The organism is Streptomyces sp. BRA346 (assembly GCF_052851135.1).
This window is the reverse complement of record NZ_JAIWIH010000038.1, coordinates 203,485-220,083: the sequence shown is the minus strand read 5'-3', so window position 1 is coordinate 220,083 and position 16,599 is coordinate 203,485. Positions and strand designations below refer to the sequence as shown.

Sequence of the window (16,599 nt, the reverse complement as noted above, 5' to 3'; positions counted from 1 at the left end):
ATCCATTACCATTTCGGACTCTCCACAACGATATAGGTCTGGTAGTGCGTAGGCGTATAGTAGACGGATCCGTCACTCCCCCAGACCGTCCTCTCGCCACCGGGCTTCGGATTGTCCTTCGAAGCTGGCGCACCGTATTCTTTGTAAGTGATCGGATTACCTTGCGGATCACGCGTCGGGAGCACGTGGGCCTCATTCTTTCCGGTATTACCGAACGGCTCCATCGTCAGATTGGGGCCGTGCCACTGAGACCCCCAACCTGTCGCATCGCGGCCGTATTTTTTGACATCCTTAATAGACTCCATGGCTTCGTCCGGAACCTTCGTTGGGATCCATCCGCGAAGCTTACTTGTGTCACCCAGCTGAGTGCCCGGCTCGAATCCCTTTGGTCCACAACCGCTCAGGCCAAGGGGGTCCATCCAGGTGTGGGGATTGCTGACGTAGACGGTGGAATTTGGAGCAGGTGCGAGGCCGAGGGGGTCGGGCGTGGCGTAGCGGGCCGTCTCGGGGTCGTAGTGGCGGAAGTAGTTGTAGTACAGGCCCGTTTCGGGGTCGGCGTATTGGCCGGGGAAGCGCAGGGGGCAGTCGACGGCACCTGGTGGGGTGGGGAGTGGGGTGCCCCAGAGGGTGGTGCGGTTTTGCCGGGCCAGGGTGCCGTCCGGGGTGACCAGTTCGGTGGGGGTGCCGACCAGGTCGGTGATGATGGCGTGGAAGCGGGGCTCGGTGGCGTCCGCGAATTGGGTGATGAGGGAGTCGCCCGGGCGGCGGGTGTGGTGGGTGGTCTGGGTGAGGGGGCGGTGGGTGCCGGGGGTGTAGTCCCAGGTGGTGTGGGTGCCGTCCGGGGTGGACTGTTCCGCCAGGCGGGTGTCTTCCCAGGTGAAGTGGAGGGTTTCGGCGGCGGTGCCGTCCTCGGCCAGGCGGTGTTTGGCTATGCGGCGGCCGAGGGGGTCGTACGTGTAGTGCCAGTGCTCGCCGTCGGGGGTGGTCGCGTCGGTGAGGCGGTCTTCGGCGTTCCAGGTGTAGGTCCAGGTGCGGGTCCGGCCGTTGAGGAGTTTTCGGGTGCGGCGGGTGAGGCGGCCCTGGGCGTCGTGTTCGTAGGTGGTGCGGCCCGCGCGGTGGAGGATCGTGCCGGTGAAGTCGCGGTCGCCGGGGGTGCCGTGGTCCGGGGCCGTGGCGTGGGTGAGGTTGCCCGCTGTGTCGTACGCATACGTCTCGGTCCAGCCGTGGGCATGGACGGCGGTGACCCGGCCGACCGGGTCGAGGTCGAAGCGGCGCGTCCCGGAGGTGAGTTCGCGGATCTCGGTGAGGTAGCCGTCCGCGCGGTAGGCGTACGAGCGGTGCTGGAGGAGGTGGTCGGCCGCGTCGGAGCCGCCGGTGAGGGTTTGGGTGGTGAGGCGGTCCGCCTTGTCCCAGGTCTGGGTCAGGGATACGCCGTCGCCCAGGTGGCGTTCCGTTTCTCGGCCCGTTGCGTCGTACGTGAACGACAGGGCGCCCGCGCCGTTGTCGAGGCTGGTTGCGTGGCCTGTGGCGTCGTGCGTCCAGGTGGAGCGCAGGCCACTGGGGGTGGTGCGTTCGGTGCGGCGACCGACGGCGTCGTAGGCGTAGGTGGTGATGCGGCCGTTGACGGTTTCTGAGAGGACCCGGCCCAAAACGTCCCGCTCTATCGTCAGCTCGGAGTCCGGGTTGACCGCTTGCGTCAGGTGGCCTGAGGTGTCGTAGGTGTACCGCGTGGTTTCGCCCGCGTCGGTGCGTTGTTCGACGGTACGGCCGAGCGCGTCGCGGGTGAAGTGGAGGGTTTCGCCCGCGCCGTTGGTGCGGGTCCGCAGACCGCCCGCCGCGTCGTGGGTGTAGGTGAGGGTGCGGCCGTTGAAGTCGGTCTCGGCGGTGAGGCGGCCCGCCGGGTCGTAGGTGTACGTCCAGGTCAGGCCCTGCGGGTTGGTGACCTGGGTCAGGCGCACCTCGGTGTCGTACGCGAAGGCGTAGCTCGCGCCGTCCGGGTCCGTGCGAGTCGCCGGGACGTCGAAGTGGGTGGCGGTGTGGCGGGTGGTGTGGCCCGGGGGGTCGGTGTGGCTGCGGAGGTTGCCTTCGCCGTCCCAGGTCCAGGTCTCCCGTACGCCGTCGGGCCAGTCCCGCCAGGCGGGCTTGCCCTCGGTGGTCCAGCCCATGCGGGTGGTGTGGCCGAGGGGATCGGCCACCTCCACCACACGGCCGAAGCGGTCGCGGCGGGCCGTTGTGGTGTGGCCCAGGGGGTCCGTGACGGTGAGGGGTAGTCCGGCCGGGTCGGGGGTGACGCGCGTGGTGTGGTCGAGGGCGTCGGTGACCTCGGTCAGGTGGCCGTGGTCGTTGTACCCGTAGTGGGTCCTCGCACCGGTCGGGTCGGTGGTGGCGAGGAGGTTTCCCGCCTCGTCGTAGGCGTGACGCCAGGTGGTGCCTCCCGGTTCGGTGACCTCTACGGGCAGGCAGAGGTCGTTGTACGTGGCCCGGGCCTCGCTGCCGTCGGGGAGGGTGACGGCGGTGAGGTTGCCGTCCTCGTCGTAGGCGTAGCGGGTGGTGTGGCCCAGGGGGTCGGTTACCGAGAGGCGGCGGTCGCCCCGGGTGTTCCACGTGGTGAGGGTGGTGTGGCCGAGGGGATCGGTCTCCTCGATGACCTGGCCGTCGGTGTTGTAGCGGTAGGTGGTGCGGTGGCCGAGGGAGTCGGTGTAGACCGTGGTGCGCGCCTGGTCGTCGTATTCGAGGGTGCCGTTGTAGACGCCGTCGCTGCCCTCGGTGCGGATCACCCGGCCGTCCGGGCCGTAGACGTACGCGAACGACGTGCCGTTGCGGTCGGTCCAGGACGTGACCCGGCCCTGCGCGTCGTAGGTGTAGCGCAGGGGCTCGTTGCTGGAGTTGATGACCTCGGCGAGGTTTCCGGCCTCGTCGTACGCGTAGCGCATCACCATCGTGCCGGCACCGTCGCGGCCGTGGGGCTCGTAGATCGAGGGCGCCTCGTCGAGCAGACGCAGGGCGGTGACGCGCCGGTGCTCGTCGGTGTCGACGGCCACGTAGTAACCGCCGGAGTGGCGGATGGCGAGAGGGTTGCCTGCGAGGGCGCGTTCGATGTCGATGCGGGTGCCGTTGCGGTCCTGGAGGCTTTCCAGCCAGAGGTGGACGGCGCCGGACTCCTCCGTCGGGACCGGTCGGGTGAAGGTCCGTACGACACCGGTCTGCGGGTCGGTGACGGTCATGACGCCGTCCGGCTTCCCGTCCCACTCCAGCGGCCAGCGGGCACCCTTCTCCGGCAGGGTGGGAACGTCGGGCTCCGGCACCGGGTAGACGAGCCGCATGCCGTCGGCGGCGGCGAAGACGACGCCCTCGGAGTCCAACTGGATGCGCTCGTCCAGCAGACAGGACCAGGTCGGGCCGAAGCTGACACCACCCTGGTAGGAGGAGAGGTGGGTGCGTTCGAAGACCAGCGGCAGGGAGCCCGGCAGGGTCAGGTCGGTCTGCTCCATCAGCATCGCGCCCGTCGCGATGTCAATGGGTTCGCCGACCTTCGGAGTCTCCTTGGCGGGACGGCCCGCGGGGCCCTTCCCAATGAGGTTGGGGCGGATGCCGGGCGGCTTCAGCAGGCCGGGGACGCCGCCGGTCTTGGGCAGCACCCCGGGCTTGAGCACGCCCGCTCCGGCGCCGAAGAGGCCGCCGTAGATCATGCCTTCCTTGGCGGCGGCGTTCACCTCGTCCAGGCTGAAACCACCCTGCTGACCGAGCGCGATCTTGACCGGCTGCGCGACGGCGAGGTCGACGGTGACCGACGCGATGCTGGTGTACACGGCGCCGACCAGCATCTCCGCCGCGATGGTGGCCACCGCCCCCTCCACCGCGACACCCAGGCCCGCCGCCATGGCGATGATCTCCCCGGCGACCGCGTCGGAACCGCCCCCGGTCGGCAGGGTCAGCAACCCGCCGGCGACGATCGCCACGGCATCGATGGCGATCTGCGTCCACAACTCCTCGATCGCCTCATCGACCTTGTCGGCGAAGCTGTCCAGCGCCTTGCCCATGCTGCGGGCGGATGTGGCGAGGTCGCTCAGCCAGCCCGCGTCCTTGCCCTTGGCGTAGCGCCCCCAGAAGGTCTCGAAGGCGTCGATCGCCTCGCCCTTGTTGTTGTGGATGAGCGTCGTGGCGGCCTTGTTGGTCGCGGCGCGCACGTCATCCACGGTGTCGGCGAAGGTCCGCCAGGCGTCGGCGGCGTGGCGCAGGGTGCCGGAGTTGGCGTCCGGCCACCACATGCCCAGTTCGAGCAGGATCGCCTTGGCCTTCTCCTCGACCGCGCTGCCGAAGCTCACTGGTGGCCGTCCTTGCCAGGCGCGTTCTTCGCCTTGGTGAACATGCCCTCGATCAGCTTGTCGTTGTCGACGTGGCCGTCGGCCATGTCCTGCATCGCCTCGTGGATGCTGGTCAGGCCGAGGACGAGGACACCGGTCGCCGACTCGATGTGCTTCTGGTTCGGCTTGTAGTGCTTCGCGAAGTCCTTGCCCGGTTTGTCGTCCCCCCACGGCTCGCCGTAGCCGTCCAGCGTGTTGATCAGCGTGGTCAGCGCCTCGCTCAGCTTGACCGCCTGGTGGTGGAACGTCGGCGAGACGGACTTGATGTCCGCCACCTTGATGTCCAGGACCTCGCCCTTGCCGTGGCCGCCGCCCATGCCAGGTCTCCCCCTCCGGCCTTCGTGGTGCAAAGTCTCAAGCCTAGAGGGGGTGTGATCACGACCTGCTCAATGTGGGCTCTACAACGAGTAAAGCCTGCGCCGCCCGTCTACCCCCGGCGCAGGCTCGCCAGGAACCGCCAGAGCGCGGAGCGGGGGCGGGTCGGCTGGGCAGGCGCGGACGCGGGCTCGGGGGCGACCGGTGGGGTCGGCCCGGGGGCCGGAGCGGGCGCGGGTACGGGGAGTCCGGGGGACGAGGGCACCGGGGCCTGGCGCGCGCGCATCCGGAACCGGACCGGGAAGGACTTCAGACCGCGTACGAACGCCGACGAGCGCCACGGCAACTGGTCGGCGGGCAGCCCCAGTTCGAAGTCGCACCGCTCGAACAGCCTGCCCACCGCCGTGGTCACGATCATGTCCGCGAGTTCCCGCCCCGGGCACTGGTGCGGCCCCGTGCCCCAGGCCAGATGGGCGCGCGAGCTGGTCGACCTCTCATAGCTGTTGGTCGTCGTGAACATCGGGTCGCCGTGCGCGGCGGCGATCGAGGGCATGACCATGTCGCCCGCGGCGAGCCGGAAGTCCCCCAGGTCAGTGTCGGCCACCGGGTAGCGGGCGGTGAGGTTGACCCACGGGGGCGAGGCGATGTGCACGCGGTTGACCAGCTCTTCGGTGGGGCCCGCCATGAGGGCCGCCTGCGCCCCTGCCTCTCCGTCCAGCACCTCCAGCACACTGTTGGTGATGGCGTGGCTGACCAGCTCGGACATGATGACGAGGATCGCGTACAGCTCGATGCCGATCTGTTCCACTGTCAGTGGCGGGTCGGCGGCGAGCAGCCGGGTGGTCAGGTCGTCGCCCGGGTTCTCGCGCTTGTACGCGGCCAGCTCGGTCGTCGCCGCCACCAGCCGTCCGACGGCCGCACCGGCGTCCGGGCCGCCGTCCACCATGCGCCACGAGTCCATGAAGACGTCGTCACCCTGGTCGACCGGGAAGCCGAACAGCCGGTTGACGACCATCAGCGGCAGCGGACGCGCGAACTGTGCGCCCAGGTCCACCCATCCGCTGTCGCTGCCGTCCGCGAAGAACGTGATCAGCTCGTCGGCGTGCTGGGAGATGGCCTTCTGCATATCCCAGGAATGTGGCGCCTGAGTGTCCTGGAAGGGACGGAGCGCGTCGTCCACGGCGGCGCGCGTCGCCTTGCGCTCCTGATCGTCGCTCAGCAGCAGATGCCCGACCTGATAGCCGGGCAGATACGGCCAGTCGGACGGCACCAGGCCCTCACGCATCAACCGCCAGTGCTGGACGTCCTTCTTCCACGTGCTCTCGTCCCGCAGGACCTCCCACACCTCGCGGTAGCCGAGAACCAGCCACACCGGGACTCCGTGCAGGTCCACGGGCGCCACCGGGCCGTACCGGCCCCGCAACCGTGCGTAGACCGACCCGGGCCGGGTCTCGAAGTCCCGGGTCATCAGTGGTTCAACGGCCAGGGACGCCAACTCGGACGGGGGGAATCGCATCTTCGATGTCCTAGGGAGTACCGCCCAGCGGTAGCTGGGGGAGCGACAGCAGTGCTCATTCCGGCCAGGCCTTGTGGTCCGTGGTGGGGGAACGGCCACAGGGCATCCTGTCGCACGGCACGGAGCGAAATCGACCCGCTACTGGGCAGCCACACTAGCGGCCGGACCAGGGACTGAACAGAGCGACCCCGGCCCGGACCTGCCGGAAGGCCTCATGCAGGCTGTGGGCCGTCCTCCTTCTTCAGCTGGTCCTCGTTCGGGATCGCCCCGCCGAAGCGGCGGTCGCGGGAGGCGTATTCGAGGCAGGCGCGCCACAGGTCGCGGCGGTCGAAATCCGGCCACAGCACGTCCTGGTAGACCATCTCGGCGTAGGCGCTCTGCCAGATCAGGTAGTTCGACGTGCGCTGCTCGCCCGACGGGCGCAGGAACAGGTCCACGTCCGGCATGTCGGGGTAGTAGAGGTACTTGGCGAGCGTCTTCTCGTTCACCTTGGACGGGTCGAGCTTGCCCGCGCGCACGTCCTCGGCCAGCGCCTTCGCCGCGTCCGCGATCTCGGCGCGGCCGCCGTAGTTCATGCAGAAGTACATCGTCATGGCGTCGTTGTCCTTGGTCTGCTCCTGCGCGACCTGGAGTTCCTGGGCCACCGACTTCCACAGCTTCGGCATCCGGCCCGCCCAGCGGATGCGGATACCCAGCTCGTCCATCTCGTCGCGGCGGCGGCGGATGACATCACGGTTGAAGTTCATGAGGAAGCGCACCTCGTCGGGCGAGCGCTTCCAGTTCTCGGTGGAGAAGGCGTAGAGGGAGAGGTTCTTGACGCCGAGCTCCAGGCAGCCCTTGAGCACGTCCAGGACGACGCCCTCGCCGACCTTGTGGCCCTCCGTACGCGGCAGCCCGCGCTCCTTGGCCCAGCGGCCGTTCCCGTCCATCACGCAGGCCACGTGGTTCGGCACCAGCTCGCCGGGGATCTTCGGCGGGCGGGCGCCGGACGGGTGCGGGTCCGGGGCCCGGTACTCGCGCCGCTGTCGGCCCAGAATCCCGCGTCGTGCCATGGCTTCGCGTCTCCTCGTATGCGGTGTGCTGTGTGCTTGGTGTTATTTCTCTACGTACCGGAGCGACCTGAGGCCCCGCTCCAAGTGCCAGTGCAAGTACGCCGCGACGAGCCCGCTGCCCTCCCGGGCATGGCGCAGCTCACAGGCGTCCGCCGTCTCCCAGTCGCCGGTCAGCAGCGCGCCCAGCAGCGTCAGGGACTCCGCAGAGGGTACGACGCTTCCCGGCACGCGGCACTCTCCGCAGATGACCCCGCCCGCGCCGACCGAGAAGAACCGGTTCGGACCGGGCATCCCGCACTTCGCACAGTCGTCGAAGCTGGGCGCGTAGCCGTTCACGGCGAGTGAGCGGAGCAGGAACGCGTCCAGGATGAGATGCGGCTCGTGCTCCCCGGAGGCCAGCGTACGCAGCCCGCCGACGAGGAGCAGATACTGCTGCACGGCGGGCTCGCCCTCATGGTCGGTGAACCGCTCCGCGGTCTCCAGCATCGCCGTACCGGCGGTGTAGCGGGCGTAGTCGGTGACGATTCCGCCACCGTAGGGGGCGATCGTCTCGCTCTGCGTGCACAGCGGCAGCCCGCGGCCGATCAGCTCGCCGCCGCGGGCGAAGAACTGCACGTCCACATGGGAGAACGGTTCGAGGCGCGCGCCGAACTTCGACTTCGTACGGCGCACCCCGCGGGCCACGGCGCGGACGCGGCCGTGGTTGCGGGTGAGCAGGGTGATGATCCGGTCCGCTTCGCCCAGCTTCTGGGTGCGCAGCACGATGCCGTCGTCGCGGAACAGACTCATGGCGCCCATTGTCCCCCAGCGGGACAGGTGATCGAACCGCCCGGCTGCCGGGTATGTCATCCGGCCTCGCGGACGGCTCCTCGAGGGGCGTACGCCAGCACGGAATGACGCAACCCGCTCCTCATCCTATTGTCTGATTCATCACTTGTACTCCTTCTATGGTTTTTTGCTCCTTTCGGGGCGTGTCGCCTGTTCGCTTCAATTGCGGCATCAGGTAGTGGGGCCTCACCTCGCCACGTGCGGACGGCCTTCTCCAGCCGTGCTCCCCGGCAGGGGACTCGGAGTTGACCGGCCTGCCTTCGGCCAGCGGGACCTCCGCCTTGGGATCACCTCTCAAGGAGAGCCACCATGGCAACACCGATGATTACTCTCATCGCTCCCTCCACCGCACCCCCAGGCGCCACCGTCCAGATCATCGGTTCCGGTTTCACGGGTGCGATCGCCGTGAAATTCGGCACCACCAACGCCACCAGCTTCACCGTGACCGGCGGCACGTTGATCACCGCCGTCGTCCCTCCCGGGACCGGTTCGGTCCTGGTCACCGTGGTGACACCCAGCGGCACCAGCAACGGCGCCGCATTCACCTATACCGGATCCACGACAGGGGGGACCATCACGNCCATCGTCCCGACCTCCGGGCCGGCCACCACGGGCGGCAACACCGTCCAGATCATCGGCTCCGGATTCACCGGCACGACCGCCGTGAAATTCGGCACCACCAACGCCACCAGCTTCACCGTGATCGCCGACACGCTGATCACCGCCATCGCCCCTCCCGGGACCGGCACGGTCCTGGTCACCGTGGTCAAGCCGAGCGGCACCAGCAACGGNGNCGCNTACANCTACGCNGGNTCCACGACAGCGACCATCACGACCATCGTCCCGACCTCCGGGCCGACCACGGGCGGCAACACCGTCCAGATCATCGGCTCCGCCACGGGCGGCAACACCGTCCAGATCATCGGCTCCGGATTCACCGGCACGACCGCCGTGAAATTCGGCACCACCAACGCCACCAGCTTCACCGTGATCGGCGGCGCGGTGATCAACGCCGTCGCCCCTCCCGGGACCGGCACGGTCCTGGTCACCGTGGTGACACCCAGCGGCACCAGCAACGGCGCCGCGTACACCTACACCCCGGTGCCCTCGACCACGACCCTGACCGATCTCCCGGATCCGTCTGTGGTGGGTCAGTCGGTGACGTTCACGGCCACCGTCGCACCGGTTCCCCCCGTTACGGGGGTGCCGTCGGGCACGGTGGTCTTCGACTTCGGTGACGGCAACGTCTCGGGGCCGGTGTCCCTGGCCGGCGGGGTCGCGACGATCAGCCATACGTACACGACCACGTCGGGTCCGCCGTTCGCGATCAGCGCGACCTACAGCGGTGACAGCACCTTCGCCGGTTCGGTGGGTACGGGCAGTCACACCGTCGGCGCGGCGTCCACGACCACGACGTTGACGGATACGCCGGATCCGTCGGTGGTGGGTCAGTCGGTCAGCTTCACGGCGACGGTGTCGGTGACGGCGCCCGGCGCGGGGACCCCCACCGGGTCGGTGCTGTTCGACTTCGGTGACGGCAACACGGCCACTGTCACCCTCTCCGGTGGGATGGCGACCACGACGCACACCTACACCACGGCCGCGGTCTCACCGTTCCCGATCAGTGCGACGTTCACGCCGGATACGGCCAGCTTCACTGGTTCCACCTCGCCGGGGGCTACCCACACCGTGAACCTCAGCTGGTCGGCATTGGTCGATCAGACGGTTGCCGCCTCGGGCACATTCAGCATTCGGGGCGTCGCCGTGTCGAGCGACGGCACAGCCGTCTACACCACCTGGCTTCAGCAGAGCCCGACGAACAGGAGGGTCAGGAAGTACGCCACGGCCACTCCGAACACCCTGCTGGCCTCCTTCGCCCTTCCGGCGAGCACCATCGATCCGGTCAATTGCCCCGCCGGACGCGAGCAGGCCAGAGCGATCGCCACCGATGACCGGGACTTCGTCTACATCGGCTCAGGTGATCGCGACATCGCCTGCGGCGGCCCGGGAGACGTCGACCGGCCGTACGTCCTCGTCCTCGACAGCTCGCTGACGCCGGTCAGCGGAAGGGTGCAGACGTCCGACGCCGCGACCAAGGACAAGCGCATCGGTGGTGCCGCCATCCTGAAGAGCGGCAGCACCTACTACCTCTACATCTCGCGCGAGAGCGGGAGTGGTGAGGCCTACATCCAGCGATTCGACGTGACCGATCCTGCCAACCCGGTCCTCGACACCACCTTCAACGGCACGGGCACGTTCAACCTCGCCGCCCTTCCGGGCTTCAGCACGGCCGGATTCCCACGTGGGCTGACGGTCGCCCCTGACGGCACCATCTACCTCGCCAGCACGGACACGGGGAACTTCACCAACGGGACGGTCTACAGGATCTCGAGCGATCTTTCCTCGGCCACCTCCGCCACGGTGTTCGGAGCGATGGACGTCGCCCTGCGCGGCGGCAAGGTGTACACGGCGCAGTACCTCGCCAACAATTCGCAGATCGCGGTGCTGGACGCCGGGACGCTTACGCAGGTCGCCACGATCACGATCCCCGCATTCCCCCACCCGAACACCGCGCTCGACAACGGCTACTCGGGCATCGACATCTCGAGCGACGGAAAGATCTACGTGGCGGATCAGGTCTACTCGAATGTCGGCGGCCAGGTCAGCGATCGCCTTCTCGTCTCCTCGCCTCTGGCGTAGCGTTTCGCCCGCGGCGGTCTCCGGACCATGGGCGGGAACGGGAAAGTGCCTTCTGCACTGGGACGACAGGGCTTTCTTGAAAAGCTTCTGTCGTTCCGGCAGGAAGGCACTTTCTCCGCGCGCGCCTTCGCCTCAAGGCGAGTGGGGCAGCTGATCGAACCGCCCGGCCCGAGCGGCCCGGACCAACGCCCGGAGGGCGGCGGGAGCCGTGGCGATCACCACGTCCGGATCGTCGCTCTCCCGGAGGAGGACGGCGGCGTCGGGGCCGTGGGCCAGCTCGACGCAGTTGTTGGCCGCGTCACCCGAGTACGAGGACTTCCGCCACTGATGTATGTCCGACATCTCCACGCCTTCAAGATTGGTGTGCGATCGCGCGGACGAAGTCGCGCGTCTCCTCGGGGCTGAGCGACAGCCCTTGCGTCCGTTCCAGGACTTGCCGGTAGTTGGCGACAAGCGTTTCCGCGTCCACCAAGGCGACTCCGGTCGCCACGTCGAGCTGAACCGTGTCCAACTGCGGTACCGGGCCTGCCGCGTACAGGATTGAGGCTCCGGCACCCGGAAAGCCTCCGGCGGAGAACGGGATGACGCGCACGGTCACGTTGTCCCGTTCGGACGTCTCCAGAAGGTGCTCCAACTGGCTACGGGCCACCTTTGCCCCGCCGAACTGCATCCTCAACGCCGCCTCATGTACGAGAAAGGTGCNCTCCGGCGGGTCATCGCTGTCCAGTACGTCGCGGCGCTTCAGCCGGTGGGACAGTCTGCGGCGCAGTTCGACGGCGCTCAGGTCGGGCACAGCGGTGGAGAACACGGCTTTGGCGTAGTCCTCCGTCTGCAGGAGACCCGGGATATGCATGGGCTGCATCGATCGCAGGCTTACCGCATGGTGCTCGAGCTCGGCAAGATCGAGAGCACCGCTGGGAAGTTTCCCGTGATACTCCTCCCACCAGCCCTGGACACGCTCCAAGGCCATGTCCACGAGCGCGTCGACGTACGCCTTGTCGCCGCACGAGTAGATCGCGGCCAGCGCGCGGACGCGCTCTTCGCTCACACCGAAGCGACCCGCTTCCGTATTGCTGATCCGGGTCCGATCCACGCCCAGTTGCTGGGCGGCCTGCGCCACGTTCATCCCGGCGTGCTCGCGCATCTTGCGCAGCTCCGTACCAAGGCGTCGTTGCCTCGCAGTCGGCGCCGTCCTCGGCATGCGCTCTCCCCTTCGCTTACGGACACAGTGTCGCGTGAGACGTTCACACACGTCCAATGGAAGCACCTATTTATAGATTGCGTAGCACGTGTGCTCACGTATGCCTTATGGTCCTGCTAGCGCAAAGCATCGGAACAACTACGCACCGCAGTGGGAGCACCGCCATGCCCGAAGCCGCCAACCCTCCGTACGCCTACCGCCTCAGCGCACCCAACTCCCCCACGAGCCCCAAAGCGTGCCGGGACGCGGTCGCCGCCCTCCTTCAGGCCAACGACCTGCACGACCTCGCGGACACGGCGAAACTCCTGGTCTCCGAAGCCGTGACGAACGTCAACCGGCACACCGCGACCGAGCTGATCCACATCGACACCCTCGTCCACGATGGCATCGCGACCATCGCCGTACGGGACAGCTCGCCGGACCGGCATCCGCACCTCCGCCACGCCGACACCGACGAGGAGGGCGGTCGAGGGCTGCTGCTGATGCAGGAGTTGGCGTACGCCTGGGGCGTGACCTGGGCGAACACACTGCGGCCCACCAGCAAGCACATCTGGTTCGAGCTGCGCGATCACTAGGGCCCCCGGCGGATCATTGCCAGAGCCCGCAGGAGACGACCGCGCGCTCCGGCTGTAGATCCATCATCCCGGCGCACGGAGGCGCCTGTCACCGTCCTCCGGAATGATCTTTACGCCTGATATGCACCTTTAGGCTTGCCGGTGACAAGCACAACACACTGATAAGGCGGGGAGGCGAGAATGGCGCACGACGTTGCCGCGCTGGCGGTGGAACTTAAGGAGATGGCGGCGGCCGATCATCAGTACTCAGTTCACGCGAACAGTGATGACCCTGCCGAGCAGCTGGTGTGGCGTCGACTGACCGCGCGGCACGGTGACCGGCTCAGCGAGATCATGGATGAGTACGGCTGGCCGACGGCGGAACTGGTCGGCGCCGAGGCCGCACGCGCGGCATGGCTGATCGCCCAGCACGCCGACCGGCAACTCGACGTCCAGCGACGCGCCCTCGATCTGATGCGGCAGGCGGTGTCGGCCGGCTCTGCCAGCTCACGTGAGCTGGCCTTCTTGCACGACCGCACGCTGGTCAATGAGGGTCGCAAGCAGATCTACGGGACTCAGATCGCGGCGTGAAGGACGGGTCACCGGTCCCGTGGCCCTGCGAAGAGCCCGAGCGTATGAACGAACTGCGTGCGGAAGTCGACATCGATCCGTTCGACGAGTACGTTGCCAAGTTCTCGATGGCCTAAATCGCATCCGGCGAATCATTGTCCGAGGCTCATCTGCCGTGGGCAATGATCCACCGGCCAGGTCACCGCGATCCAAACACTCCTCCGCGAGCGCCCGTGCGCTCTGCCGCGCGAGCTGAGGCCGCGTCACTATGGCCCGGGAAGCACCGCAGCCAGGAGGGGGGAGACCCGCATGGGCAGGCACGAGGGCAAGCCCGACCCGGCCGAGAGTGACGGGCACAAGCCGGACCGGCCCATCCCACCGCCCGATCCGAAGCGGCCCGAGCCGCCGAAGCGATGACCGTCGGCCCAGCCGCTCTGGCCCAGCGGCTTACCGACGCCGGTCATCTCCCCCGCGCCTGGCACGACGCCTTCATCCGCGTCGACCGTGCGGCATTCCTCCCCGATCGCATCTGGGTCCGCGTCGCCGACGGCTACGAGCCGGTCGACCGCACCGCCGAGCCGGGCCGATGGCGGGAGCTGGCCTACAGAGACGAAGCCCTCGTCACCCAGGTCGACGCGTCGGGGCGCGTCCCGTCCAGCTCGGCGAGCATGCCGAGCGTCGTCGGCACCATGCTCGACGCCCTCGACATCCGACAGGGGCAGCGCGTCCTGGAGATCGGTGCGGGCACCGGGTACAACGCCGCCCTGCTGTCCGCCCGGCTCGGCGACGAGCACGTCACCACCGTTGAGGTCGATCCCGTCCTCGCCGACGGGGCGCGCGCCGCCCTGAAAGCCATCGGCCACCGCCCCGCGGTGATCACCGGAGACGGCGCCGGGGGATGGCCCGGGGGCGCGCCGTACGACCGGATCATCGCCACCTGCGCCGTACACGACATCCTCCGGGCCTGGGTCGAGCAGACCGCACCCGGCGGGCTCATCGTCCTGCCGTGGGGCACCGCGCTGCGTAACGGCGTCCTGCTGCGGCTCATGGTCGAGCACGCTCCCGACGGCCCCGTGGCGTCCGGCCCGGTCATCGGCGACAGCGCGTTCATGTGGATGCGGGCACAGGCACCCGCGCGGGACGTCATGGCCGTCGTCCGAGGCGAGGGCGACAGGGGCAGGACTCGCCTCGATCCCAGCGTCCTGGGTGACGACGACGCGTGGTTCGCCGCAGGCATCCTGGTGCCGGGCTGCCGGTCGGCCGTGGGCCAGGGGCCTGACGGGGAATGGACTCTCTGGCTCGCCGACTCGGCCACAGGTTCATGGGCGTCCGTCGACTACGAACCGGACGCCACCGAGTACGAGGTGCGGCAGCACGGGCCCCGGCTGCTCTGGAGCGAGGTGGAGGCGGCCCACGCCTGGTGGGTACGGGCCGGGTGGCCGGTGCGCACGCGATTCGGACTGACCGTCGCCTCCGCCGGACAGTGGGCGTGGCTCGACCGCCCGGACAACGTCCTCCCCGCTGACCTGCGGGAGCAGTGACCGGTCCCTGGCTCGTCACAACTCCCGGAGTCGCCGTCCCGGCGGACAGGAGCAGCCCGACTGGCTCGCGCTGCTGACCGCGGCGGCCGGGGTGTCCGGGCAATGGCAAGCGCTGGCCGACGATTTGGTCGAGGACTACGTCGAACACTGCCGCATGCACGGCTGCTCGTGGACCGACATCGGGACGGCGCTCGGCGTGACCCGGCAGGCGGTGCAGCAGCGCTTTTACGCGCCCCACAAGCGATACGCGGCGGAGAACATGACCGACGGCCTGCGCCAGGCGATGACGCACGTGAAGCGGGCCGCGGTGCAGCACCGCAACAACTACATCGGCACCGAGCATCTGCTGTGGGGGCTGACCGCGGAGGAGAACAGCGCCGGCCAACTGCTGTCCTCGGCGGGGGCCTCCCCCGCCGAGGTGCACCGGGCCGTCGGCGCCCGGCTGAGCATGGGCGCGTCGCAGGCGGCCGAACGGATCGCCTGGACCCCGTACTCCCGCAAGGCCATGGCCATCGCCGAGGAGCGGGCGGAGGAGGCAAGGTCGGCGCGTATCGACTGCGACCACCCGCTGCTCGGCCTCGCCCGGATCGGCCGCGGGGTGGCCGCGGCGGTGCTCGGCGAGGCGGGCGCGGACATGGCGGTGCTGGGCGGGGGCGGGGCGGAGGCGTAAGGGCTTCGGTGGGGCCGTTACCGGCCGGCCGCGGCTCCAGCGGATTGCCGGCTCGCCCCCGGGAGCCTTTCCGTGGGGCGCTGAAGGTGCCAGACATCGGCCGGGGGGAGGTTGGCCCAGACCGTGCTGCGGGCGGTGGCGTAGCGGCGGCGGTAGTCGGCCAGCACCTCTTCGGCGGCCCGGTGCCGCCGGGCCAGGGTGCGGGAGGGCAGCAGGCTGCGGGCCTGCCGCGTGCCGCGATAGGCGAAGTAGGCCAAGAGGCCGCCGGGGCGCAGCAGCTCCAGATACCGGCCCATGATCGCTTCTATCTGGGGCGGGTCGAAGTTGGCGAAGGGCAGCGCCGAGACGATCGCGTCGTAGCGACGGCCTACATCCAGCTCTTCGACGTACGCCTCGTGCACGCGGACCCCCTCACACTGTCCGGCCAGGTGCGGGTGGGTGCGGACCAGGTCGCGCAGCCGGCCGGTGAAGCGGGGGTTGGCCTCGACGATGTCCAGGCGGCTGCCCGCCGGGAGCTGGGGGATGAGGGAGCGGGTGACCGAGCCGGTACCGGCTCCGGCCTCCAGGACGCTCAGCGGCCGCCCCGCCTGGGAGCGCACCGGTTCGGTCAGCGCGTGGGCGAGCGCCCGGCCGCTGGGGGCGAGGGCCCCGGTGGTGCGGATGTCCCGGGCTGCCTCGAGAAGGAACATCCAGCCCCCGGCAGCGGTCTGCCCGAGGGCCCGGTCGTGCGAGGTGGTCGAGTCGTCCATGGCCCTGCACGCTACAAACCACCTCCGGATCGGTAGATCCTTCCACGTGTGACAGTTCCCACCCGCGATGACGCGGGGTCGGCACGGAAGGGCGCCGTGGGAACTCCGGGTAATCGGCCTCCTCGCATTACGGGATGAGTTGGGGAGAAGGCCCGATGTGAAGAGGGGCATCGACACCAGAGTGGGTGACGCTCATCACGTTCATCATCCGGGACGATCCCGGACCGGCTGTGATCGCCTCCTCACGTCGTGCTCGCCCGTGGCGCCGATGTCACAGCCGCGCGGCGGATCCGGCCTGACCCGGTCACAACCCGGGCGGCGGGAAGCGCTGGGGCGCCGCAGGCACGGCACGTTCCGCACACTGGTTCCACGAGACGCGACGATGGGGGTGCGGCATGGCGGCGGGTTGCCGGGACTGCGGGACGTGTACGAGGTCGTGGCTGGGGCGGGTGTTCCAGAACGCGGCCGTGGGGCTGATGCACGTGTGCACGCTCGGCATCAGCTATCTGGTCAAGAGGGGCTTCAGGCGGCATTGCCCC

General features: G+C 68.9%; 12 protein-coding genes and 1 pseudogene. 5 read left to right on the top strand and 8 right to left on the bottom strand.

All coding sequences use genetic code 11. The features are described 5' to 3' along the window. Positions 1 to 5: 5 nt before the first annotated feature. The 5 genes from LCH29_RS35220 to recO form a co-directional block, all read right to left on the bottom strand. On the bottom strand, positions 6 to 4,325 hold the full coding sequence (locus tag LCH29_RS35220; RefSeq protein WP_446465732.1) for a DUF6531 domain-containing protein: 4,320 nt from the start codon (positions 4,323 to 4,325) through the stop codon (positions 6 to 8). Beyond that, positions 4,322 to 4,681: a hypothetical protein gene (locus tag LCH29_RS35215; RefSeq protein ID WP_446465731.1), complete on the bottom strand. Its 360-nt coding sequence runs from the start codon at positions 4,679 to 4,681 to the stop codon at positions 4,322 to 4,324. Before LCH29_RS35215 ends, LCH29_RS35220 begins: the two co-directional genes overlap by 4 nt. A gap of 110 nt (positions 4,682 to 4,791) precedes the next feature. Next, positions 4,792 to 6,147 (bottom strand): cytochrome P450, encoded by a 1,356-nt coding sequence (locus tag LCH29_RS35210; protein WP_446465730.1) that lies wholly within the window; start codon positions 6,145 to 6,147, stop codon positions 4,792 to 4,794. A gap of 260 nt (positions 6,148 to 6,407) precedes the next feature. Next, a complete protein-coding gene (locus LCH29_RS35205; RefSeq protein ID WP_446465729.1) occupies positions 6,408 to 7,247 on the bottom strand; it encodes an isoprenyl transferase in 840 nt (279 codons plus the stop codon). A gap of 42 nt (positions 7,248 to 7,289) precedes the next feature. Beyond that, a complete protein-coding gene (recO, locus tag LCH29_RS35200) occupies positions 7,290 to 8,036 on the bottom strand; it encodes a DNA repair protein RecO (RefSeq protein WP_063734250.1) in 747 nt (248 codons plus the stop codon). A gap of 348 nt (positions 8,037 to 8,384) precedes the next feature. Here recO and LCH29_RS35195 point away from each other — a divergent pair, with 348 nt between their 5' ends. Next, entirely contained in the window at positions 8,385 to 10,775 is a 2,391-nt protein-coding gene (locus LCH29_RS35195; protein ID WP_446465728.1) for a beta strand repeat-containing protein, read from the top strand. A gap of 132 nt (positions 10,776 to 10,907) precedes the next feature. Here the strand turns inward: LCH29_RS35195 and LCH29_RS35190 are convergent, their stop codons facing one another. Beyond that, positions 10,908 to 11,117, bottom strand: a complete 210-nt coding sequence (locus LCH29_RS35190) for a DUF397 domain-containing protein (RefSeq protein WP_446465727.1) — start codon at positions 11,115 to 11,117, stop codon at positions 10,908 to 10,910. Positions 11,118 to 11,127: 10 nt separating this feature from the next. After that, positions 11,128 to 11,976 (bottom strand): Scr1 family TA system antitoxin-like transcriptional regulator, encoded by an 849-nt coding sequence (locus LCH29_RS35185; RefSeq protein WP_446465726.1) that lies wholly within the window; start codon positions 11,974 to 11,976, stop codon positions 11,128 to 11,130. Between the two features lie 164 nt (positions 11,977 to 12,140). On the opposite strand from LCH29_RS35185, the gene LCH29_RS35180 reads away from it, so the two are divergent. The 4 genes and pseudogenes from LCH29_RS35180 to LCH29_RS35165 all read left to right on the top strand — a co-directional run bounded on the left by LCH29_RS35180 (position 12,141) and on the right by LCH29_RS35165 (position 15,311). Further along, a complete protein-coding gene (locus LCH29_RS35180; RefSeq protein ID WP_446465725.1) occupies positions 12,141 to 12,551 on the top strand; it encodes an ATP-binding protein in 411 nt (136 codons plus the stop codon). Between the two features lie 180 nt (positions 12,552 to 12,731). Next, positions 12,732 to 13,237: pseudogene (locus tag LCH29_RS35175) on the top strand (DUF6624 domain-containing protein). A gap of 276 nt (positions 13,238 to 13,513) precedes the next feature. Next, entirely contained in the window at positions 13,514 to 14,641 is a 1,128-nt protein-coding gene (locus LCH29_RS35170; protein WP_446465724.1) for a methyltransferase domain-containing protein, read from the top strand. Between the two features lie 91 nt (positions 14,642 to 14,732). Further along, entirely contained in the window at positions 14,733 to 15,311 is a 579-nt protein-coding gene (locus LCH29_RS35165; RefSeq protein WP_446465723.1) for a Clp protease N-terminal domain-containing protein, read from the top strand. Between the two features lie 17 nt (positions 15,312 to 15,328). On the opposite strand, the gene LCH29_RS35160 is transcribed toward LCH29_RS35165, so the two are convergent. Next, positions 15,329 to 16,060: a class I SAM-dependent methyltransferase gene (locus LCH29_RS35160; RefSeq protein WP_446465722.1), complete on the bottom strand. Its 732-nt coding sequence runs from the start codon at positions 16,058 to 16,060 to the stop codon at positions 15,329 to 15,331. Positions 16,061 to 16,599: the final 539 nt, after the last annotated feature.